The 21,646-nt window shown below is 63.8% G+C and carries 18 protein-coding genes; 4 read left to right on the top strand and 14 right to left on the bottom strand.

Annotated elements, in window-relative coordinates:
* The first annotated feature begins 12 nt into the window (after positions 1-12).
* Genes btuC through DVK01_RS08940 form a run of 3 tightly spaced genes read left to right on the top strand, consistent with a single transcriptional unit; the run spans position 13 to position 4,803 of the window.
* Entirely contained in the window at positions 13-1,083 is a 1,071-nt protein-coding gene (gene btuC, locus DVK01_RS08950) for a vitamin B12 ABC transporter permease BtuC (RefSeq protein ID WP_101349324.1), read from the top strand.
* Complete coding sequence (locus DVK01_RS08945) at positions 1,080-2,351, top strand: ATP-binding cassette domain-containing protein (RefSeq protein WP_121536391.1); 1,272 nt, start codon at positions 1,080-1,082, stop codon at positions 2,349-2,351. Before btuC ends, DVK01_RS08945 begins: the two co-directional genes overlap by 4 nt.
* Positions 2,352-2,391: 40 nt before the next feature.
* The gene (locus DVK01_RS08940; RefSeq protein WP_121536389.1) at positions 2,392-4,803 is read left to right on the top strand and encodes a DEAD/DEAH box helicase; all 2,412 of its coding nucleotides are present in this window, start codon (positions 2,392-2,394) and stop codon (positions 4,801-4,803) included.
* Positions 4,804-4,829: 26 nt separating this feature from the next.
* On the opposite strand, the gene DVK01_RS08935 is transcribed toward DVK01_RS08940, so the two are convergent.
* The 4 genes from DVK01_RS08935 to DVK01_RS08920 all read right to left on the bottom strand — a co-directional run bounded on the left by DVK01_RS08935 (position 4,830) and on the right by DVK01_RS08920 (position 8,694).
* A complete protein-coding gene (locus DVK01_RS08935) occupies positions 4,830-6,017 on the bottom strand; it encodes a sensor histidine kinase KdpD (RefSeq protein ID WP_121536387.1) in 1,188 nt (395 codons plus the stop codon).
* A 132-nt stretch (positions 6,018-6,149) separates the two neighbouring features.
* Complete coding sequence (locus DVK01_RS08930) at positions 6,150-7,250, bottom strand: AI-2E family transporter (protein WP_101349320.1); 1,101 nt, start codon at positions 7,248-7,250, stop codon at positions 6,150-6,152.
* Between the two features lie 86 nt (positions 7,251-7,336).
* Positions 7,337-8,212: a mechanosensitive ion channel family protein gene (locus DVK01_RS08925; RefSeq protein WP_121536385.1), complete on the bottom strand. Its 876-nt coding sequence runs from the start codon at positions 8,210-8,212 to the stop codon at positions 7,337-7,339.
* A 68-nt stretch (positions 8,213-8,280) separates the two neighbouring features.
* Positions 8,281-8,694, bottom strand: a complete 414-nt coding sequence (locus DVK01_RS08920) for an Lrp/AsnC family transcriptional regulator (protein WP_004518577.1) — start codon at positions 8,692-8,694, stop codon at positions 8,281-8,283.
* 102 nt (positions 8,695-8,796) lie between these two features.
* Between DVK01_RS08920 and carA the strand changes: the two genes are divergently transcribed.
* Positions 8,797-9,843: a glutamine-hydrolyzing carbamoyl-phosphate synthase small subunit gene (gene carA / locus DVK01_RS08915; protein ID WP_121536383.1), complete on the top strand. Its 1,047-nt coding sequence runs from the start codon at positions 8,797-8,799 to the stop codon at positions 9,841-9,843.
* 162 nt (positions 9,844-10,005) lie between these two features.
* On the opposite strand, the gene DVK01_RS08910 is transcribed toward carA, so the two are convergent.
* The 10 genes from DVK01_RS08910 to DVK01_RS08865 all read right to left on the bottom strand — a co-directional run bounded on the left by DVK01_RS08910 (position 10,006) and on the right by DVK01_RS08865 (position 21,603).
* On the bottom strand, positions 10,006-10,632 hold the full coding sequence (locus tag DVK01_RS08910; RefSeq protein ID WP_101349317.1) for a PH domain-containing protein: 627 nt from the start codon (positions 10,630-10,632) through the stop codon (positions 10,006-10,008).
* A gap of 220 nt (positions 10,633-10,852) precedes the next feature.
* Positions 10,853-13,873, bottom strand: coding sequence for a PAS domain S-box protein (locus DVK01_RS08905; protein ID WP_121536381.1), 3,021 nt, complete (start codon positions 13,871-13,873; stop codon positions 10,853-10,855).
* 107 nt (positions 13,874-13,980) lie between these two features.
* Positions 13,981-17,232 (bottom strand): carbamoyl-phosphate synthase large subunit, encoded by a 3,252-nt coding sequence (carB, locus tag DVK01_RS08900; RefSeq protein ID WP_121536379.1) that lies wholly within the window; start codon positions 17,230-17,232, stop codon positions 13,981-13,983.
* A gap of 156 nt (positions 17,233-17,388) precedes the next feature.
* Positions 17,389-17,619 (bottom strand): hypothetical protein, encoded by a 231-nt coding sequence (locus DVK01_RS08895; RefSeq protein WP_101349314.1) that lies wholly within the window; start codon positions 17,617-17,619, stop codon positions 17,389-17,391.
* Positions 17,620-17,688: 69 nt separating this feature from the next.
* Complete coding sequence (locus tag DVK01_RS08890) at positions 17,689-18,468, bottom strand: hypothetical protein (protein ID WP_101349313.1); 780 nt, start codon at positions 18,466-18,468, stop codon at positions 17,689-17,691.
* 49 nt (positions 18,469-18,517) lie between these two features.
* Positions 18,518-19,051: a DUF5815 family protein gene (locus tag DVK01_RS08885; protein ID WP_101349312.1), complete on the bottom strand. Its 534-nt coding sequence runs from the start codon at positions 19,049-19,051 to the stop codon at positions 18,518-18,520.
* A 54-nt stretch (positions 19,052-19,105) separates the two neighbouring features.
* Complete coding sequence (locus tag DVK01_RS08880; RefSeq protein WP_101349311.1) at positions 19,106-19,879, bottom strand: hypothetical protein; 774 nt, start codon at positions 19,877-19,879, stop codon at positions 19,106-19,108.
* A gap of 110 nt (positions 19,880-19,989) precedes the next feature.
* On the bottom strand, positions 19,990-20,835 hold the full coding sequence (locus DVK01_RS08875; protein ID WP_101349310.1) for a hypothetical protein: 846 nt from the start codon (positions 20,833-20,835) through the stop codon (positions 19,990-19,992).
* A gap of 74 nt (positions 20,836-20,909) precedes the next feature.
* Positions 20,910-21,326 (bottom strand): hypothetical protein, encoded by a 417-nt coding sequence (locus DVK01_RS08870; protein ID WP_101349309.1) that lies wholly within the window; start codon positions 21,324-21,326, stop codon positions 20,910-20,912.
* Positions 21,327-21,378: 52 nt separating this feature from the next.
* Complete coding sequence (locus DVK01_RS08865; RefSeq protein ID WP_101349308.1) at positions 21,379-21,603, bottom strand: hypothetical protein; 225 nt, start codon at positions 21,601-21,603, stop codon at positions 21,379-21,381.
* Positions 21,604-21,646: the final 43 nt, after the last annotated feature.

Raw genomic sequence — 21,646 nt, 5'->3', positions numbered from 1 at the left:
GGGCTTTCATACATGCGTTTCGCGGGTCGGACCGTCGGGTGGTCGGCTGGGCTCGTCGCCGTCCTCTGTGCCGTGGTGACGACGAGCGCCGGCATCGGTCCAGTGTGGATTCCGCCCGCCGTCGTCGGGAAGGTGCTGCTCAACGCCGTTGTCGTCCCGACGGGCATCTCTATCTCAGGCCCTACGGTCGACGTGACCACGGCCCACATGTTTTCCTACGCCGTAAGCGACCTTCGGACACAGATTGTGATGCAGGTCCGGCTCCCCCGAATACTGCTCGGTGCGGTCGTCGGCTTCTCGCTTGCCGCCGCAGGGACGATTATGCAAGGGATTTTCCGGAATCCGATGGCTGACCCCTCTATCATCGGTGTGTCCTCCGGCGCGGCCGTCGGCGCGGTGGGCTTCATCGTCGCACCGGTCGTCATCCCGTTCGGGCTCGGGCTCCGCGGCGCAGCCTTCGCGGGGGCGCTGGTCGCGGCCTTCGGCGTCTATCTCATCGCGACGCGGAACGGGCGTACGCCGGTCGCGACGCTGTTGCTGGCCGGCGTGGCGATACAGACGTTTCTCGGCGCGGTCGTTTCCTTCCTGTTGCTCCACAGCGGCGAGAGCATCCGCCGGGCGCTGTACTGGCTGATGGGACATCTCAAGGGTGCGTCCTGGCCGGAAGTGACCACCAGCGTCGTGCTCGTTGCTATCCCATTCGCCGTGTTACTGGCGTACGCACGCGACCTGAACGTCATGCTGCTCGGCGAGGAGGACGCACAGAGCCTCGGTATCGAGGTCGAACGAACCAAGCGAGTCCTGCTCGCGCTGTCGGCGGTCATCACAGCGGCGGGCGTCGCCGTCGCCGGCATCGTCGGCTTCGTCGGCCTCATCGTCCCCCACGTGATGCGGTTGCTCGTCGGGCCGGACCACCGGATACTGCTCCCGACGGCGGCCCTCGCCGGGGCGTCGTTCCTCGTAGCGACGGACACGCTGGCACGCTCAGGCAGCGCCGAGGTCCCGGTCGGCATCGTCACCGCCGTCCTCGGCGCGCCGTTTTTCCTGTACTTGCTCCGGAAGCGGGAGGTGCACGAGCTATGAACGGCGGAGCTGGGTCCGACAGTGCCGACCCGGAACGGGGTCGCTCCGGACCGATACTCGACGTGTCTGGCCTCGCGGTATCATTCGGCGACCAATCGGTCGTCTCAGACGTCGATTTCAGCGTCGACCGCGGGTCGCTTGTCGGTCTCGTCGGCCCCAACGGCGCGGGCAAGACGACCGTCCTGCGAACAGTCAAGGGGACGCTCGACCCGGACCGCGGCACGGTTCGCGTCAACGGCGAACCGATTTCGGACCGCTCGGCGAAGGCGGTGAGCCGCCTCGTCGCGAGCACGCCACAGGGTACCGCGCTGTCATTCGATTTCAGCGTCAGACAGACCGTTGAAATGGGGCGGACACCGCATCTCGGCCGGTTCGACCGGATGGACGAGGGCGACCGTCAAGCCGTCGAGCGGGCGATGGAGCGCGCGAGCGTCGCCCAGTTCGCCGACCGGCCGTTCACCTCGCTCTCGGGCGGCGAGCGCCAGCGGGTCCTCCTCGCTCGGGCGCTTGCACAGGAGACCCCAGTGCTCCTGCTGGACGAACCGACGGCGAACCTCGACATCAACCACGCCGTCCGCACCCTCGAACTCGTCCGGACGCTGGTCGAGGACGGAAAGACGGCCGTCGCCGCGATTCACGACCTCAATCTGGCCGCCCGGTACTGCGACGAACTGGTGTTGCTCGCCGGCGGCGGCATCCGCGCCGCGGGCCGTCCCGCGGACGTGCTAACGAGCGACACGCTCCGTGACGCCTTCGACGCGGAGACGCTGGTGACGACCCAGCCCGGCACCGACGCACCGCTCGTGACACCGCTGCCCGAACAAGAGGCGGTCGACCGCCGCGTCCACGTCGTCGGCACCGGTAAGCCGGCGTCGTCCGCCGTCTCGACGCTCGTTGGTGCCGGCTGTCAGGTCAGTGTCGGCGTTGTGCCCGCCGGCGATATAGCCGCCGAGCGGGCGCAGGACCTCGACTGTGAGACGGTCACGGTCCCGGCCTTCGCGGGCATTGACGACGCGACCCGCGGGCGTGCGGTCGAACTCGCCCGGGCCGCCGACGCCGTCGTGACGGCGGGCGAAACCAGTGACGGCAACAGCCCGGTCGTCGAGGCTGCCGGAACCTGTCTTGCTGTCGAACCGGACGAGAGCACCTGCACAAGCGCCGCTCACGACACCGTCCCACTGGCTGCGCTCCCCGCAGCGGTCGCGTCCTTGCCGGCCGCACCGGAGCGCGATGCGAAACCGACGCTCAGGCAATCGACCACTGACTGAGAACAGCAACACCGATACTGCTCGTTCACGTATTCTGCCCGTGGACGACACGATTGCGTGGCTCCGGAACCGTCCGTACTACGAGGGACAGATCGTCGACCAGCGGACAGTACCCGGACGGGACGCGCGGACCGCGGACTGCGACGTGACGGACCGGCTCACCGGCGTTCTCGAAGACCGGGGCATCACGGACCTCTACACCCATCAGGTGGACGCTATCGAGGCCGTCCGCGGCGGCGAGAACGTCGTGCTCGCGACCGAGACGGCCAGCGGCAAGAGTCTCGCCTACACCGTTCCGGCGTTCGAGCGGGCGCTTGACCGCCGGGCGACGACACTATACGTCGCCCCACAGGTCGCGCTCATCAACGACCAGACCGAGACGCTGTCGGACTTGGCACAGGGCCTCGGCTTCGCCTCTGGCGTCGCTGTCGCCCAGTACACCGGCCGCCAGTCGAAATCGGAGAAAGAGGCCATCAGGGAGCGCCAGCCGACGGTTTTGCTGACGACGCCGGACATGCTCCACTACGGCATCCTCCCACACGCTCATCGGCTGTGGGACTGGTTCTTCCAGCGGCTCGAAACCGTCGTCATCGACGAGGTGCACGGCTACCGCGGCGTGTTCGGCAGCCACGTCTCGCTCGTGATGCGCCGCCTCCAGCGGGTCGCCGAGCGCTTCGACGCCGGGAGCAGGGGCGCAGGAAGCGATGGCGGGACCACGGGCGGCCCGGAGTGGGTCTGTTGCTCGGCGACCATCGGGAATCCCGTGGAGCACGCGGCAGCGGTCACCGGCCAGCCCGAGTCGTCGTTCGCGCTGGTCGACGAGGACACCAGCGCCAGCGGGCCGCGACACTGGCTGCTGTGGAACCCGCCCGAGTACGAGGGCGAGGGCTGGGGCAGCGGCCGGCGGCGGTCGAACCACGTCGAGACCAAGCGGCTGTTCGTCGACCTCGTGGCGCGTGGCCTCCAGACGGTCGTCTTCGCCGGGTCGCGCCAGACCGCAGAACGGTACGCCAGCGACAGCGCCGACGAACTCCGCGACCGCGGGGAACACGACCTCGCGGACGCCGTCGGCGCGTACCAGGCCGCGCTGACCGACGAGCGCCGCCGCAAACTGGAGCAGGGCCTCCAGTCCGGCGACCTCCGGGGCGTCTGGTCGACCAGCGCGCTCGAACTGGGCGTCGACGTGGGCGGCCTCGACGCCGTCCTGCTCGACGGCTACCCCGGCACGCGGATGCGAGCCTTCCAGCAGGCCGGACGGGCCGGCCGTGGGACCGACCCGGCGCTCGTCGCGCTCGTCGGCGGCGAGGACCAGCTGGACCAGTACGTCCTTCGCAACCCCGACGCGCTGTTCGAGACGGGGGCCGAGCAGGCCGTGACCAATCCCGAAAACGAGCAACTGCTCCCGTCTCACGTCCACTCGGCCGCCTGTGAGAACTGGCTGTCGCCCGACGACGACCGCCACTTCGGCGAGACGTTCCCCGACGTGGTTTCCGGCCTCGAATCGGCCGGGAAGCTCGACCGCCGCCAGACCGACCAGGGGATGCGCTGGCTCGGCAGCGGCAGCCCACACCACGAGATGAGCCTGCGGACCGTCGACGACGGCGAGGTAAAGCTCGTGGCGAACGGGGACGTGATAGCGAAACTCTCCGTGGAAGACGCGCTACGCGATGCCCACCCCGGCGCGATTTATCACCATCAGGGGCGGCGGTACGAGGTGACCGACCTCGACCTCAACGCAGGTGTGGCCGAACTGTCCCGGACGTGGGCGGACTACTTCACGCGGGTCCTCCACGACAAGACCATCACCGTCGAGGCCGACCTCGACGAGCGGCGACTGCCGGCCCGCGGGGACGTGCCGGTCCGCTTCGCCTCGGTGACGATGCGAAAGCAGATAACCGGCTACGAGCGCCGCGACGGCTCCTCGGGGGAAGTGCTCGGCCAGCGCGCCCTCGACCTGCCCGAGACGACGCTGGAGACGAAGGCGCTGTACTACACGGTGCCGTCGGAACTGGAAGCGCAGATTCGCCGCGGCGAGTACGGACCCGACAGTGGCGACGGCGGCAGTCTATCAGGCGACGCAGTTGCTGACAGCGGCGAGGCCGGAGACTTCCCGGGCGCGATTCACGCCGCCGAACACGCCATGATTTCCATGTTCCCCTTCGAGTACCTCTGTGACCGCGGCGACATCGGCGGCCTGTCGACGCCCCGGCACCCCCACACTGACGAGCCAACCATCTTCATTTACGACGGGTACCCCGGCGGTATCGGTCTGACGCGGGCCGGCTATCACGACATCGGGCCGCTGATGGACACCACGCTCTCGATGCTGCGCTTGTGTAACTGCGCTGACGGCTGCCCGGCCTGCGTGCAGTCGCCCCACTGTGGCAACGCGAACGACCCGCTGGACAAACACGGCGCGATACACCTACTGAACGGGCTGCTGGAGCGGTAGCGGGACCGTCCAGTTCTGGAGCCGACTCAGGCGTCGTCCGTGGCCTTCGGTAGCGTGAGTCCGACGATGGTCCCCCGCGGCTCGTTGTCTTCGACCCAGACGTCACCACCGTACGCGTCGACCAGCGTCTGAACGAGATAGAGGCCGACGCCGGTCCCCGCACTGTCCGGTCGCTTCTCCCCACGTTCGAACACCGCCCGTTTCTGCTCGTCCGGAATTCCCGGGCCGTTGTCGGCGACAGTGACCTGAAACACGTCACCGTCGTCAGTCACGTCAACGACGACCGACGGCGTTGCCGAATCGTTGTGCTGGATTGCGTTAGTGAGAACGTTCCGGAACACGGAAGACAGGAGTTCGTCGGCTTGCACCTGTACCGACGGGAACTCGTCCGGGACGGTGACATGTGCGTCGGTGTATGTCGCTGTGATATCCTCGGTCACCGAAGACAGAACTGGTCCAAGGGCGACCGGCTCGGTCTCCCAGTCCGTCTGTCGCATTACCGCCGCGAGGTTTCCAGCCGTCTCAAGCAGTTCCACGGCCGACTGGCTACTCTCCTGTATCCCGTCGACGTGTTCTAGGGCGTCGCCGCTGCAGTAGTCCCGGAGCAGTTCCGCCCGGCCGCTGATGGTCTGCAGGTGGTTCGTGAGGTCGTGACGGACGATCTGATTCAGCAGGTCGAGGTTGTCGCGCTGCCGTTTCAGCTCCCGCTCGCGCTCGATCCGTTCGAGGGTAGAGAGTACGTTCTTCCCGAGTATATCGGCCAACTGCGTCTCACGTTCGGTCGGTTCGGCTCGCTCATCCGTCCCGGCAGTCAAAAGCCCGTACTCGCCGAGTGGGACGCTGATACCCCCGTGCAGCGGTGCATCCGATGCGGCTTTGTCTGTCGAAACGAGGACTCGCTGTGTCTCGTCGGATTCATACTGGTCCCACAGCCAGCTCCCGCGCTCGTGTCGCATGACCTCTCCCGGGTCGTCTGGAACCTGAACGTGCTCTCGAAGCGGGTCAGAAATCACCTCTGCTGTGAGCGCGCTGTCGGTGGCCTCCCAGAAGACGCTGAACGGGAAATCGAGAATCGCGGTTGCAGTCTCGACCGCGATTACCGCGACCTCAGACTGGTCCTCGGCGGCCATCAGTCGCCGCATCGCCACGTGCAACTCCTCGATTTGGTCCGCTGGAGGCGCCTGGGGGGGAGCGGACTCGGAGTTTGACCCCATTTTTAGTTTCTTATTTTGACTTGAATATAAATGTTCTTTTTGTATGTCACAAGGACACACTCGACGTGTCCGTCACTCACTGCTCGCTCGCGAACCCGACACACGTTCGGCTGTTGGTCACCGCTGTGGCGGCTAGCTGAAGTCTTCCAGTCGCAACTGGTCGGGGTGGATACCGTCCGGTTCGCTCGCACCGAGTAAACGGGGTAATGCCGTGTTCGCGAACGTCATGCCGACGACGAGCAGTATAGGGGCAAAAAAGAGCCCGTAGAACCCCAGCACGACCGGGCCGAGCGTATACGCCAGCATCAGGAGCCCGACGTGCGTGCTCTCGCCGCTGAGAAGTGGCCGGAGCAGCAGGTCCGGAATCGTGTCGACGACGACCACCGCGACGAGGAGGAACCCAAGGACGTACACGAGCAGCGACGACTGCCCGTCAAGCACCACCGGGAGTGCGGTGATACCGGTCAGCGGGAGGTAGATTATCTTCATCCCGACGACGGGAATCAAGCTCGCGATACCGGTCAGCGCGCCGGCGAGCGTCGGATACGGGACCTCGACGGCCGCTGGCGCGACGACGTTATAACCGGTGAATGCAGCGATAGCGATAAGCGAAATCGCCAACACGTTCAGGAGATTGCCGAACAGCACCGCTTCCAGTTCCTCGTCGACGGCTTCGAGGTACTCACGGATGATGGCCCCATCGTCGAACCGGAGTAGCCATTCGCGGATACGCCGCCCGTCCACCAGCAGGTAGTACGTGACGATGGTCGTGATGAACAGATTGAGAACGAACTGGGAAGCGACCGAGGTAAGCACCATCGCGTTTTCGCTGAGGAAGTCGACGAACGGCGTGAGCTGCCCCGACTGGTAGGCGCTGTACAGCCCCTCGACGGTGAGGTCCGGCACGGACTCTGCCCCGTCCAGCCAACTGATGTGCGTTGCAGCCACGTCAACGAGCGCGTACTGGGTCACGAACTGTCGGGCTTCGACAATGAGGAGGACGGCCGCATAGCTGACGAGCAACAGGAGGGGGATCGCCAACGAAGCCATGACGACGACCGCACGTACCCGCGCCGGAAGGCGAAGCCTGCGCAAGGAACTGTAATACCGTCGCGTCGAATAATAGAGGAACACGGAGACGGTCAACGCCGCGATGAACTGATATGCGAGGACACTGACCACCACCGCAACAGCGAGACCAAAGAGGGCGACGACGAATCGCTTCTCGTCCATATACGTACCATTTTGTGAATAAGTATAAACGTACGGGCGCCGGGAATCCCGCAGACAGCGCGGGTCGAACCCTGTTCGGACCGGCGCTATTCGGGTCGCTCGCGCGTCGGCTTAACGCTGTCGTGGACGCCGATCTCGCCGGCGAGTTCGTGCTGGCTCGTGTCGCTGAGGTCGATGCCTTCCGCGTGGCAGTCCTCCTTCACCTGCCGGATGAACGCGGCCTTGACTGACGCGAGTCGGTTCCGCCGTTTGTTGGGAATCCAGATCCGGCCTGTCAGGATGATCGCCGTCGACGCGAGGTCGGTAACCCTGGCTGTCGGAGCTGGCTTCTCCGAGACGTGGTCGAGGTCGCGGGCGGCGTTTTCGATGATAACCTGTACCGTTTCGATATCGTCCTCGTAGCCGATACCGAACTGGTAAGAAATCCCGACGGGGCCAGTCGATGTCTGGTTCGTCACCGCGCTCGTTGCCAGTGCCGTGTTCGGGACGATGATGCGTTCGTTGTCCAACGTCCGAATCCGGGTCACCCGCAGGTCGATATCGACCACCGTCCCCTGCATCCCGTTCCAGGCGATGACGTCACCGACGTTCAGGTCCGGGTCAGTCACGATGAACGCGCCGGCGACAAAGTTCCCGAGCACGTCCTGTGCCGCCAGTCCCACTGCCAGTGTGATACCTGCCGCCAGCAGGGTCGACCCCGCAAGCGCGCCCTGAAAGCCCGCAACGCTAGCACCGATTACCACCGCAACGACAACCGACAACAGGTGGACAGCACTGGTCAGCGCACTGGCAACTGTCTTGTTAGTCTCCATCCGTGTCAGCAGCCATCGGGCCACCGGCACGGCGATCAGTCGGCCGAGAGCGTAGAGTAGCGCCGCGACCGCGAGGAACTGCGCCCCGTCGGTCGCGAGTTGGCCGTACGTCGAGGTGATGTCGATATCTAGACCCGCCGGGAACTGCATACCGTTTCTCGTAGCCCAGCGGATATGAAATCAGGGTGTCACGTCCGGCCTCGTAGCGACCTCGCTGCTCACCCGACGCGCTCGTTCAAAATCAACCTCGTCTTCGTCCCGACAACCTCTTCGAGTTCACGCGCCTGCGTAATGAGTCCGTTGACCGCGTCTGTGTCAGCGGCGTCGACGACGACGACAATGTCCTCCTCCCCGGAAACCTGCCAGACGAAGTCGACCTCCTGCCAATCGGCGATACGGTCCGAGACCTCGGCCGTGTCGACGTTTACGTCGACGCTAACCTCGATCATCGCTTTCACGTTTCCGGTCCGCGTCGCGACGGTGAAACGCTCGATAACGCCGTCGTCGACCAGTCGTTCGACGCGGTTTCGCACAGTCCCTTCCGACGTACCGACCCGGTCCGCGATTTCCGTGTACGGGGTTCGGGCGTCCCGGCGGAGTATCGAAAGTATCTCTCTGTCGAGGTCGTCCATCGAGATGAGATAATATCACCGGTCGTGACTTGAGGATTGCGAAATTCGAAACTCGTCTTCGAAAGCAACCCTTATGGCCGACTATAGTATACGCATCTCGTAATGGCTGACGCATACGTGGCAATCGAAGGCGACCGCGTCATCGAGGCGCGCGCTCGCGCTCCGGGGACGGCCCGCGGCGAACTGGTCTTTACAACAGCGTACACCGGCTACGAGGAGAGTCTCACCGACCCGTCCTACGAGGAGCAGGTCCTGACGTTCTCCTACCCGCTCATCGGGAACTACGGCGTCCGGGAGGAACGCTTCGAGTCCGACCGCGTACACCCGCGTGCGGCCGTCGCTCGCGAGATGACCGTCGACGTGGCCGAGTGGCTCGAATCCGAGGGCGTCCCCGCCGTCGACCACCTCGACACGCGCGACATCGTCACCGAAATCCGCGACGAGGGGGCAATGAAATGCGGTATCGCCGCCGGCCCGGACGTGACCGAGCAGGACGCGCTCGACGAACTCCACGAGTGCAAGCACATGTCCGACCACACCGACATCGGCGCGCAGGTCTCCGTCGACGAGGTGGAGGTCCACAACGAGGGCGGCGACGGCGCGACGGTCGCGCTGGTCGACTGCGGTGCGAAGGGCTCTATCGTCGAGTCGCTTGTCGAACGCGACGCCGAGGTCCATGTCTTCCCGTACGACGCCAGCGAGGACGACGTAGCCGCCGTCGACCCGGACCTGCTGTTCATCTCGAACGGCCCGGGCGACCCACAGAACTTCGAGCAGGCCGGCGAACTCGTCGAGACCTACGTCGGTGACGTGCCGCTCGCCGGCATCTGTCTCGGCCAGCAGGTCGTCGCCAACGCGCTCGGCGGCGAGACCGAGAAGATGGAGTTCGGCCACCGCGGCGTGAATCAGCCCGTCCGTGACCTGCGCTCGAACCAGGTCGTGATGACGACCCAGAACCACGGCTACACCGTCGCCGACCCCGGCGACAAACTGGACGTGACTCAGGTCAACGTCAACGACGACACGCCGGAGGGGCTGGAGAACGACGACCTGAACATCATCACGCGCCAGTACCACCCCGAGGCCAACCCCGGCCCGCACGACTCGCTTGGCTTCTTCGACGATGTGCTGGGGATGGCGGGGGAATAGCGCGGTTCGGAGCGAGCAACGCGAGCGAGAACCGCGAGACGCGAACGGCGCAGCCGTGAGCGGGGAGAGCCCGAGCGTAGCGAGGGGTCTCCGAATGCCCGAGCGGGGAACGAAGTGCTCTGGGAACAGTAACGCGGTTTGCACGCGCCTGAGCCACGTCTTTCAGTCGCTGTCGTCGTCGATTGGCTGCCCGCGATAGTACGTCGTCTGGTCGCTGTCTTCGGTTTCGTGTGTGGTGTCTTGCGGTGCAACGGGGCGGCCGCGATACATCACCCGGTTGGCGGTGTCGTCGCCGTCGATTGCGTCCGGACGGTCCTGCTGGTGTGTCTCGATGAACTCGGCGGCCGCGTTGAGGGTTGCTTTGTCGGTCTTGCGGTGTACCCAGCAGTGGTACATTTTCCGTGGGGTGCGGAGCGCGAGGCGGTGCGCTCGGAACCCGGACTTGGTGGTGACGTCGGCGACCGACTCGTGTGGGATCTCGATGACATCGTCGTCCTCGGCTTTCCCAATGAGACAGAGGGTCCGGCGGCCGGTGACCAGAATGACTGTCCGGCGGTCGCCGACCGGTGAGTCGGTCTTGCGTTTCGTCCCGCGTCCGATGCCGCGCTTCCCGTTGGTCAGGAGATACGCCGGGGCTTCAGCCCCGTCGAGGTACGTCAGCGGTGGGTTGTTCAGCGGTGGTGACTCGGAGAAGCGACTCTTGTATCCAGCGAGGACTCCCGCCGTGACCGAATCACCGGGGGCCATCTCAGCGACTGTCTCCGCCCGCTTGATGACGTCCTCTCTCATCGACTTCCCGGAGCAGCGACAGCGATTGCAACGCGATCCATACAGCTAATGTCACAGCCCCGGAGATGAGTGTTACGAACGTGCCATTATTGGCGCAGAACAGGACATGTAGTCACCAATACCCCATTCATTACTATTTATAGCCAAAATATCGACACAACAGTTATGAGATAGAATACTTGCTTCGATACGCAGAAAAAGCTGCGAAAGCACAGACACGCTATGACTCCTGCCTGACGCCTCTGAATTCGAACCGTGCACCGCCGTCGTCGCTTTCTGTCACGGACACCGACCAGTCGTGTGCTTCTGCGATCTCCTTAACGATAGCGAGCCCGAACCCGGTGCCTCCGTCAGTGGTGGTGTAGCCGCTCTCAAACACCATTTCGTGTTTTTCTGGCGGGATACCATCGCCATCATCGGCAACATAGAACCCTGAACCGTCGAGTTCACCGATTTTGACAGTGACGTCTGAGCCGCCGTGTGTCACGGCGTTGTTGATGAGATTTTCGAGGAGTTGACGAACGCGGCTCTCGTCGGCGTGGATTGGGCTTTCAGCCGGGATTTCGAGGGTAGCGTCGTCAGTCTTGACGGCCCGCCAGCAGGACCGTGCAGTCGATTCGAGGTCGAGCGGCTCCATCTCCGACACTGTATCCCCCTCGCGGGCGAGGGTTAGCAGGTCCTCAATGAGCTCCTTCATGCGGTCGATTGCGCGGAAACAGCGGTCGAACTGCTCGTCCTCGCCGGTGTCTCTGGCAAGGGTGAGCGAACCTTCGAGGACGCCGAGCGGGTTCCGGAGGTCGTGACTGACGATGCTCGCAAACTCTTCGAGCCGGTCGTTCTGTCGCTCCAGTTCCTCGCGGTACTCGATCCGGTCAGAGATGTCCCGAGAAATGACAACAAGCCGAGTTACCGCCCCGTCAGCGAAGATCGGCGTTACCTGTGTTTCCCAGACACCGGTGGGGCCGAGGTCCCGCTCCTCGTATGTGATGGTCTCGCCAGCCGAGACACACCGCTCGTAGTGGTCAGCGATTCGCCGACCGATGTCCGGACCGGCGGCCTCGACCGGGGTCTGCCCGGTCAGCGAGTCGGTGTCGAATCCGGTCTGGCGTTCGTAGGCCTCGTTCGTCCGGACGTAGCGGAACGTTGGACCATCTGCCGACCTCTCGATGTCGACGAGCGCGATAGCGTCGTTCGTGTTCTCGAACACCGCCTCGTACTCGTCAGTGAGTCGGGCCAGTTCCTGTTCGCGCCGTTTCTGGTCGGTGATGTCGGTCGCGACGACACAGAGAGCGTAGGGCTCGCCGTCCTCGTCGAGTATCGGTGTCTTCCGCGTCAGATGTGTCCGATCTGTCCCGTCGACAGGGATCACCGTTTCGACTTCGACGGTCTCTTTCTGTTCGAGGGCCCGCTGATCGTCGGCGTGGGTCTGCTCCGCGATGTGGTCCGGGAGAATATCGTAATCGGACATTCCGACGACGGACTCGTCGGCGTCGATCCCGTAGAGGTCACGGGCCGCGCTGTTGATGAACAGAAATCGACTATCGGTGTCTTTCATCAGGATGTAGGTCGGGGCTGTGTCGAGAATGACCTGGAGTTTGCGGCTCGTGTCTTCGAGTTCCTGTTTCCGCTCTTTGTGGTCGGTCACGTCCTGATGGATCCCCACTGCACGGACCGGGTCGCCGTTCTCGTCGCGTTCGAACACCTTGCCGATGTCGCGGATCCACCGGTACTCACCGGTGGCCGTCCTGAGCCGGTGGTCACATTCGTAGATCTCCGTCTCGCCGTCGAGATGGGCGTTCAGCGCCTCGTATGTTTGCTCGCGGTCCTCCGGGTGTATCAGTTCGTCCCAGGTGTCGACCGTGGGTTCGAGTTCGTCCAGCGAGTACCCGAGCATGTCGGCCCACCGCTCGTCGAAGGTGACCGCGTCCGTCTTGACGTTCCAGTCCCAGACGCCGAGTTCGGCACCTTCGAGCGCGAGTTCGTGCCGCTCTGTGAGCGTTCTGAGTTCTTGCTGCCGGTCGAGTCTGGAAAGCGCCTCCTCGGTGTTCGCAGCGAGGGTTCGCATCAGCGAGACCGATGCGTCCTCGAACGCGGCGGCGTCAGTCGAGCCGGCGACCAGCACGCCGTGGTCGCCCAGCGGGAGTAGTATCTCGCTGCTGATGTCGGTGTCGGGGTTGTAGCGGTCAGGGTGAGTGGAGATATCGTCGAAGACGCGCTGTTCACCGGAGTCGAACACCTCCCAGACGAGACTGTCACCCTCGCTAAACGTCGGGTGCTCGCCGATACTCGCCTGTGCCTGGTCGGTCGCCGCGGCCGGTCTGAGAAGGTCGGCTGACTCGTCGGCGAGAAAGACAGCGCTGAGCGGCAGTCCGAGCAGGTCGCGTGCGGTTTCGACGACCAGTGCGGCGACATCCTCGCGAGACTCGGCGTGCATCAGCTCCCGCGTTGTGTCGTGCAACGCCTCGATGCGCTGCTGTCGCCGCCGACGCTCCGTTATCTCCTGAAACTGCGAGAATATCGCGACAGTCTCTCCGTTCTCTCGGATGATGCGGTTGTGCCACTCACAGACAATCTGCTCACCGTTACCGGTCTCGATATCGAGTACCGTATAGTAGCCGCCGCTGCCTTCCTGCAGGGCCGTGATCGTCTCTTCGACTGCATCCCGCGACGAGTCCGGAACGAGCGTCTCAAATCCCGTGCCGACGAGCGCCGACTCCGCTCGCTGCAGGATTTCTTCGCCTTTCTCGTTGACCTGCGCCACCTCAAAGCTCTCGTCCCACTCGATGACGCCGAGCGGCGACTTATCGATAAACAGCGAGAGTCGCTTCCGGCTCGCGTCCAGTGCTTGCTGTGATCGGTACTGCTCGACCGCGTTAGTGATGCGGTTGGCGAGAATCGTGTACTGGTCAGTCCCCTGCTGCTTCTGGAGATAGTCAGTCACACCGGCCGAAATGGCCTCACTGGCCACTTCCTCGGAACCTTTCCCAGTAAAGAGGATGAACGGGAGGTCTTCATCGACAGCCCGGACAGATTCCAGAAATTCGATGCCGTCCTGCCCGGGCATATCGAAATCGGAGACGACACAGTCGATTGGTTCTTCGCTGAGCCGGGTGAGTCCCTCGTTCGCCGACGTTGCCGAGACCACGTCGAACCGGTCGTCGGTACGGCTGAGAAACGCTGCCGTCATCGACGCGAACTCGGGGTCGTCCTCGACGTGGAGGACACGTACGGCATCGGCCATGAATGATACATGGGCGGGTCCAACGAATAAGTATTTGTGCCCGTCTGTTCGAGTGATCGGAATCAGTGCTACCGCAATGAGCGACCTGTCCCTGACGGGCGGTCGGGTTACTCAGCGCCCCACTCGCGCTGGGTCTTTGGCCGCTCGTCAATGGCCTGTACAGCGAGTGGCTGGTCGGCGGAGTTGATCGCTTCAAGCGCCGCCTCAGCGCTCTCGTGGGTCGAGAAGTACGTCACCGTCTCCTCGACACAGGCTTCAAGCACGTCGCGGTCGCGGGAGAGGACGAGGTCGACCTCGCCGCTCTGGATGGCGTCGATGATGGCGTCGGTGTCCTCGTAGTCGTCGAAGTCCCGCACGTCGAAGTGCTCCTCGAAGCCGAGGATGGGCAGGTCGACGATGGCCGTGCCTTCGAGCGGGATTGCCTTGCCGACGGCCATCTGGGCCTTCTGGTAGGCCTTGCCGAAGGAGCCGGCGGTGCCCATGACCTCGCCGGTGGATTTCATCTCGGGGCCGAGACGCGGGTCCGAACCCGGCAGGCGGTCGAACGGCAGGACGACCTCCTTGACAGAGACCTGCTCGGGAATCTGCTCCTGCACGTCAAGGTCGGACAGCGACGCGCCGGACATCACCTTGGCGGCGATTTTGGCGATTGGGACGCCGGCGGTCTTGGAGATGAACGGGACAGTGCGCGAGGAGCGCGGGTTCGCTTCGAGGACGAACACCTCGCCGTCACGCACCGCCAGCTGGACGTTCAGCAGGCCGACCGTATCCAGCGCGTCGGCGATGTCCTCGACGACCTCGCGGATGCGGGGCATCACGTCCTTGATTTTCTGGGAGCGGGGCGGAATCATGCAGGCCGAGTCCCCGGAGTGGACGCCGGCGGTTTCGACGTGTTCCATCACGCCGCCGATGAGGATGTCGTCCTCGTCGGCGACAGCGTCGACGTCCAGTTCGACGGCGTCGGCGAGGAACTCGTCGACGAGAATCGGCTTGTCCGGGCTCACGCGGACGGCCTCCTCGATGTACGTTTCGAGGTCGTCGTCGTTGTAGACAACGTCCATCGCGCGGCCGCCGAGCACGTAGCTCGGGCGCACGAGGACCGGGTAGCCGATGTCGTGGGCCAGGTCCAGCGCCTCCTCCTTGGAGGTCGCGGAGCCGCCCTCGGCCTGTGAGATGCCGAGTTCGTCCATCAGTTTGTTGAAGCGGTCGCGGTCCTCGGCGAGGTCCATCGCGTCGACAGACGTGCCCATAATCTCACAGTCGAGGTCGCGGCGCTTGAGTTCCTGTTCGAGCGGGTGGCCGATGTCGACGGAGGTCTGGCCGCCGAACTGAACCATCACGCCGTCGGCGTCGGTCGCCTCGATGACGTCGGCGACCTCCTCGGCGGTGACCGGCTCGAAGAACAGCCCGTCGCTGGTGTCGTAGTCAGTCGACACCGTCTCGGGGTTGTTGTTGACGACGTGGGCGTCGATGCCCAGTTCCTCCAGCGCGCGGACGGCGTGGACCGAGCAGTAGTCGAACTCCACGCCCTGCCCGATACGGATGGGGCCGCCGCCGACGACGACGACGCTCTCTAGGTCGGGGTCTATCTGGAGTTCGTTGCGGTCGATGCCCGACAGCGGGTCCCGCGTCGAGTAGTAGTACGGCGTCGTCGCCTCGAACTCGCCGGCGCAGGTGTCGACGAGCTTGAAGTCGCGGTCGGTCGTGTCCGTCTCGACGTTCTCGATCTGCACACCGCTACCGTCGGTCGCCGCCTCGACTTCCGGCTCGTCGCCGCCGTCTTGGTCAAGGTCGGCCGGGAGCCAGGAGACGTGCGTGTCGTTGAACTCGCCGCCGGCCAGCGCGGTTATCTCTTGGTCGGTGAAGCCGGCCTGTGCAGCGGTCTCGTAGTCACCATCGCGGGCGGCCTCGGCGGCGTCGGCGACCTCCTTGAACCGCTCGACGTACCACTCCTTGATGTCGGTGATGTCGACGACTTCCTCGACGGTGTAGCCGCGACAGAACGCCTCGAACATCGCGTACGGGCGGTCCGGCGTCGGCTTCTCGAGGTACTCCGTTTCCAGTTCCGCGTCGGCTATCTCGTCGAAGTCCGCGGCCGGATTGTACTCCGAGGAGCGAAGCGCCTTCAGCAGGCTCTCGGGGAAGGTCCGCCCGATTGACATCGCCTCGCCGGTCGATTTCATCGCCGTCGAAAGCTCGAACTCGGTGTCCTGGAACTTGTCGATGGGCCAGCGTGGCACCTTCGTCACGACGTAGTCGATGGCCGGCTCGAAGGCGGCGGTCGTCTCGCCGGTAATCTCGTTGTCGATTTCGTGGAGCCGTTTGCCGAGCGCGACCTTCGCTGTCACGCGGGCGATGGGGTAGCCGGTCGCCTTCGAGGCCAGCGCCGAGGAGCGGGAGACGCGGGGGTTGACCTCGACGACACGGTACTCGCCGCCAGGCGTGCCGTCGTCGTGCCAGGCGAACTGGATGTTACAGCCGCCCTGGATGCCGAGGTCGCGGATGACCTTCAGCGCGGAGTCGCGCATCTCCTGGTGGCCCTCGTCGGGGATGACCTGCGAGGGCGTGACGACCGTCGACTCCCCGGTGTGGATGCCCATCGGGTCGATGTTCTCCATGTTGCAGATGATGATACAGGAGTCGTCGGCGTCGCGCATCACTTCGTATTCGAGTTCGACCCAGCCCGAGATGGACTCGGTGATGAGGACCTCGTTGTTACGCGAGAGGCGCAGGCCCTTGCGGACGCGTTCGATGAGTTCGTCCATCTCGTCGACGACGCCGGAGCCGGACCCGCCCAGCGTGTACGTCGTGCGTGCGATGACGGGGAGCCCGCCGACCTCGTCGACGGCGGCTTCGACGCGGTCGACCAGCGATTCCTCGTCTAAGTCGGTGACCGACTCGCCCTCGTCGAGCGTGATGGTCGTCGAGCGGGGCACCGGCTCGCCGATGTCCTCCATCCGCTGTTTGAACAGGTCGCGGTCCTCCGTCGCGTAGATGGTATCAAGCGGCGTCCCCATCACGTCCACGTCGAACTCGTCGAGGACGCCCTCCTCGGCGAGTTCGGCCGTGACGTTGAGGCCGGTCTGGCCGCCCAGGCCGGCGATGACGCCGTCGGGGTCTTCCTTCCGGATAATCTCCGAGATGGCTTCGGTGTTGATGGGTTCGAGGTACACCTTGTCCGCCATCTCCGGGTCAGTCATAATCGTCGCCGGGTTCGAGTTCACGAGCACGACGCGGGCACCCTCTTCCTGGAGGGCGCGACACGCCTGTGCGCCGGAGTAGTCGAACTCGGCCGCCTGGCCGATCTTGATCGGGCCGCTGCCGATGAGCAGGATTGTACGGTCCTCGTCCGCTGTCATTGTACGAGCGGAGTCTATACATCGTAATAAGCCCGGCGAAAGGATGCGAAGCTCGAAGCCTAATTTCGAATATCGTAACACCTGAGCGGCACACGGAAGACACTCTTAGAGATGTGTACCAAGAGAGGATTCGAGCGGTAGCGTTGCTGAATCCGGTCAGTTGTCGCGGTCGGGAACACGATACCGATAGGGCTGGCCCTGAATGACCTCGACCTCGCCGGACTGGGCACGACGGCCCAGGACTGTCGCAACGCGGTGAGCGCTCCCGACCGCCTCGTCGTGTTCCTCCAGCAAGTCACAGATCTCGCGGGCCGTCAGTGTGCTGTCAGCGTCGGCTTCTTCGAGCACTGTCAGGATGCGCTCGAACTCTCCCTCACGCATAGCCATACACAGTCACAACACCGCAACTACCATATAACACCGTCAGACAACAGTCAGACGGCTGATTTCGGGAAATCAGCCGACGGCGGCGCGTCGCTGGCTGTCGGACAGGACAGGGTCGTTGTCTGTCGCGTTCCCCCAGCGCTTTCGGACCCACGTCGGTCTGGAGACGGCTGTCTCGCCGATCGCGGAGTACCTGATCTCGTAACTGACCCGAGCCTTTCTGGAACGATCCCAGTACGAGACAGTGAACGACTGGACGAGTCCGTCCGGCCGGACAGTCGCTTGCACGCTGTAATTGTCGGCCGGTTCGAACGCCGCAGGGGGCTCCGTGGCTGTGAGTATCACGGGACAGGTGTCACAGCCGTCCCTCGGCCGCTTGACGCTGACGTTCGTTGCGAGATATGCTTCGATGAGCCGAGCGGGATCAGGGTCGAGCACCTCGCGGACCGGGGTTGGCCGCCTCGTTGCGCTCCATGCACCCTGTGCACGTTCGTCGTAGACATAGCGCCGATTCCGGGTGTTGTACACTCGCTTGGTGTAATTTTTGTTGATGATTTCGGTCCGAAACTGATAGCGATACCTGTCTTCGACGACGAAGCTGACGATTTGAGTCCCCCATTCCAGCGAGAGCCGCATCCCCAGCACGTACGAGCGGTTCCGGGTCGCGCGCCGGTGGCCCGCCGCGAGTCGCCTAGCGTCGACAGCGTTCTCGGTCACAGCGGGGACGGCCCGGCTGTCCTGTGGCTGCTCTGGGACCGGAACCGGGGTTACCGTCTGTCGTTCCGCCCCGCCGAAGGCTCCGCAGCCGGTCAAAAGCACGAGTACGAGCAGGACCGCGAGACGACCTGCCATATGTGGGTGTGTGAGTGCACCACACTAAGTACTCAGGTCGGTGTCTGTTTCAGATAGCGGTGTCCGATCGGCCGTCGAAGTCACGCTCGTCGCGGTACTGCTCGACGAACGCGTCGACGTCGAACTGGAGCATCTGCTCCTCGAACTCCGCCATCACCTCGTCGTCCTCGGCGTGGCTGATGGCGTGTTCCATCAGTTCCACGAGCAGTTCGACGACGATTTCGTGCAGGCGACGGGAGTCGAAGTCGCTTACCCACGCAAGCGAGAACCCGACCGACCCGTCCTCACTGGTGTCGGCGGCGACGACCTTTTCGGGGAACTCCTCCATCACGACACCCATCAGGTGAACGGTGGTGAACTCGTCGTAGTCGTCGTTGGTCTCGATGGTCGCGTGCAGCACCTCGGTGAGAAACTCCGGCACGAAGCGTGCCAGCGGGTGCGGGTCGAGCACGACGGCGTGTGTCTTCCCGCAGTCACACGCGAACTCCCGCATGCCCAGATGGAGGTCATGCGTGTCGACAAGTTCGCCACAGGCCAGTTCGAGTTCGGACTCGCGCCCGCCGGGCACGCGCGGTTCAGCCATTACTTGAGATTGGTCGTTCGCGTGGTTAAAGGCCGCGATACGAACTACAGTGGTTCAGAGCCCGCCGATAGACGCTGTTTCCTGTGTGTAGCTGGACTCCGTTGCTTGGAGGTACGCCACGGTCGTCACAGCGATGGAGAAGACGCTGACGACACTTGAGAAGACAGTCGAGACCGTCGTCAAGACCATCGGCGGCAACGGAACCGGGAGGAAACTGAAGCCGCCTCCAAGAACGAGTCCGAGCACCGAGAGAACAACGGCCAGGACAAACGTAGCGAGGAGGTTGTCGATGACGACACTAACACTGTTGCTGATAGACTCGATAACGCCGCTGTCGTTCAGTGCAATTTCCTGTCGGACAAAGAAAAACAGGAGTGCAAACACCAGTCCGGGAATGACGAGCAGAATAATGCCGATCCCCACTGCGATAGTGGTGAGAATGCCGGCTACGATTGCGACTGCAACGGTCTTCCCGAGCCGCCGGCCCACATTGTCGGGAATCGGTTCACGGTCACCGCTGGCAAAGGCACGGATTGCGACAACATTCAGCGCCTCGTTGACGACAAGCAGCACGAGCGCACCGACGCCAGCAACTGCAAGCGGCAGGTCGAGTGCCAGTGGTGTCCCACCAGCCATTGCCGCCTGATTTACCTGTGCATCGCTCGGCAATTGCCCCAGAAACAGCTCTGTGAACGCCTGCGAAAGCGACGCCCAGACGACAGAGCTGAGTAATCCGTAGACGATGAATACGCCGGCAAACACCGCCCCGCGTTCACTGAGGAGTTCGTCGATACCGTCTTGGAAGGCACGGCCGATTTGGAGGGCCATACACAGTACCCCTGATGGGGGAGACATAAAGCTGAATAAATGTTTTTGAGCTAAACACCGCCCGGTCGACGGCCCGAAACCAGTATCAAGAGGGCACGCGAGTCCAGCTCTCAGAACTCGTCGTCCCGGTCCGCCCGCACCTGCAGGTACGCGTCCGTAATCACTGCGAGACTGAACGCCTGCACTGGTGCGTTCAACACCATTGACGCGACCTGCAGCACCGACTGGGACGGTAAGTCAAACGAGCCGGGGAGGAACACCGAAATAACTGACGCCGTAGACGGGATGCCCGGGATGATCCCGAGAAGCAACAGGAGAAACAGAAGCACGATGATCTGTGCCGGGGCATCCATGAACCGCGCGACGCAGTGCTTGAGCGTGTCGACGTAACCGCCGTCGTACAGGGCAATCGACTGCAGCAGGTAGACGAAGGCGAGACCGACGATCAGAGACAGGAGACCGCCAAGAAGACCAGCTAGTCCCCCAAGCAGCAGACGCCCGCTGACGTTCAGCGCGGTCGAACTCATCGAGGCTGCGAACGTGACGACTGCGACGCCGCCACCGAGGACGGCGGCCATAACGGCCCGCTCGGACGTATTCTCGTCCATGATCTCCTGTGGCTCGGTGAAGAGCCTGATCCCCCAGAATTTGACGAGCTGGCCGACAACCAGAAACAGGAGGACCATCACGACGGCAACCGGCAATGCGATATCAAGACTGAACGGCCCGGTGAAATCTGACACCGAAAACCCCGGTGCACCTGCCCCGGCGGAGCCGCCCGGCCCAGCGGGACCGCCCATGTCCATCACTTCGTCGAACAGCGCTTCGGTGAACGAAGAGTTTGCGACAGTGTTCCCGAGGTTGAACAGGAGGAAAACGCCAGTAACAAGGAGTCCGTCCTCACTGAGGAGGGTATCGAGACCGCTACGCAAGGCATCGCCGATCTGGAGGGCCATATCTTCAGTCGCTCTCCGGGAAAATATAAAACTAGTCGAAGCGTAGATTCCCGCCGACAGCGGGAGTGTGTCGCCTACGGCCAGTCGTCGCGCGCCTCGTCCTCGTCGGTTGTCGCGTCCGGTGTCTCCGGGTCGCCGAGGTCCCACTCGGCCGCCTCCGCGGCCTGCGTGACCGGGAGGTACTCCCAGCCCGCCGCTTCGGCGAGGTCGGCGTCCTCGTCGTCCGCACCGACGAAGACGTGCCGGTCGGTGTCGAACTGCTCTTTGACGTTTTCGAGACTCTCCTCGCGGCCGCGCGGGCCGGAGAAGAAGTCCTGTCTGATCCGGTGTTTCCGGGTGAAGTTGGTCACGACGTAGGTGGGCTGTTCGGAGATGACGCCGACGTACTCGGACCACTGGCGCGCGTCGTTGAACACGCTGTCAGGGTAGGCCAGTTGCTTGAGGGCGTCAAGGTCGAACGCGAGTGTCATATCGCCGCTGCCGCCATCCATACGCGACTCTCCGCTTTAGGGCGAAAAAAGAGCGTCGTTCTCCCGCGGGCAGTTACTCACGATTCTTGTCCGCCTGCGCGAGCCTGTCGGCCTCCTCTCGCACCGCCGCCATCTCGCCGGTAGCCTGTGGGTTGCCTTGACCGTGCCCATGATTGACCGACGCATCGAGCAACGAGCCGGCAAAGCCGCCGCTGTCGTCGCTTGGTTCGTCTGCCTCACCTGACTGGTCGCCCCGGCGGGTGAGCCAGGCAACGGCGCGGGGAAGAGCGTCACGCATGTGCGTCGCTACGTCAGCAGTGCGTAAAAATATCGGTGTCGAC

The sequence above is a fragment of the Haloarcula sp. Atlit-120R genome (assembly GCF_003665885.1).
Taxonomy (GTDB): Archaea; Halobacteriota; Halobacteria; order Halobacteriales; family Haloarculaceae; genus Haloarcula; species Haloarcula taiwanensis.
This window is presented reverse-complemented; position numbering and strand designations above follow the sequence as displayed.

What these genes read in the sequence shown, in the direction of transcription:
- DVK01_RS08895 (WP_101349314.1), bottom strand. Translation starts at nt 17,619, where the DNA reads ATGGCTATGCGTGAGGGAGAGTTCGAGCGCATCCTGACAGTGCTCGAA.
- DVK01_RS08910 (WP_101349317.1), bottom strand. Translation starts at nt 10,632, where the DNA reads ATGAGAGAGGACGTCATCAAGCGGGCGGAGACAGTCGCTGAGATGGCC.
- DVK01_RS08945 (WP_121536391.1), top strand. Translation starts at nt 1,080, where the DNA reads ATGAACGGCGGAGCTGGGTCCGACAGTGCCGACCCGGAACGGGGTCGC.
- DVK01_RS08890 (WP_101349313.1), bottom strand. Translation starts at nt 18,468, where the DNA reads ATGGCAGGTCGTCTCGCGGTCCTGCTCGTACTCGTGCTTTTGACCGGC.
- DVK01_RS08880 (WP_101349311.1), bottom strand. Translation starts at nt 19,879, where the DNA reads ATGGCCCTCCAAATCGGCCGTGCCTTCCAAGACGGTATCGACGAACTC.
- DVK01_RS08930 (WP_101349320.1), bottom strand. Translation starts at nt 7,250, where the DNA reads ATGGACGAGAAGCGATTCGTCGTCGCCCTCTTTGGTCTCGCTGTTGCG.
- DVK01_RS08865 (WP_101349308.1), bottom strand. Translation starts at nt 21,603, where the DNA reads ATGCGTGACGCTCTTCCCCGCGCCGTTGCCTGGCTCACCCGCCGGGGC.
- DVK01_RS08885 (WP_101349312.1), bottom strand. Translation starts at nt 19,051, where the DNA reads ATGGCTGAACCGCGCGTGCCCGGCGGGCGCGAGTCCGAACTCGAACTG.
- DVK01_RS08925 (WP_121536385.1), bottom strand. Translation starts at nt 8,212, where the DNA reads ATGCAGTTCCCGGCGGGTCTAGATATCGACATCACCTCGACGTACGGC.
- DVK01_RS08935 (WP_121536387.1), bottom strand. Translation starts at nt 6,017, where the DNA reads ATGGGGTCAAACTCCGAGTCCGCTCCCCCCCAGGCGCCTCCAGCGGAC.
- DVK01_RS08920 (WP_004518577.1), bottom strand. Translation starts at nt 8,694, where the DNA reads ATGGACGACCTCGACAGAGAGATACTTTCGATACTCCGCCGGGACGCC.
- DVK01_RS08905 (WP_121536381.1), bottom strand. Translation starts at nt 13,873, where the DNA reads ATGGCCGATGCCGTACGTGTCCTCCACGTCGAGGACGACCCCGAGTTC.
- btuC (WP_101349324.1), top strand. Translation starts at nt 13, where the DNA reads ATGCGTTTCGCGGGTCGGACCGTCGGGTGGTCGGCTGGGCTCGTCGCC.
- carB (WP_121536379.1), bottom strand. Translation starts at nt 17,232, where the DNA reads ATGACAGCGGACGAGGACCGTACAATCCTGCTCATCGGCAGCGGCCCG.
- carA (WP_121536383.1), top strand. Translation starts at nt 8,797, where the DNA reads ATGGCTGACGCATACGTGGCAATCGAAGGCGACCGCGTCATCGAGGCG.
- DVK01_RS08875 (WP_101349310.1), bottom strand. Translation starts at nt 20,835, where the DNA reads ATGGCCCTCCAGATCGGCGATGCCTTGCGTAGCGGTCTCGATACCCTC.
- DVK01_RS08870 (WP_101349309.1), bottom strand. Translation starts at nt 21,326, where the DNA reads ATGGATGGCGGCAGCGGCGATATGACACTCGCGTTCGACCTTGACGCC.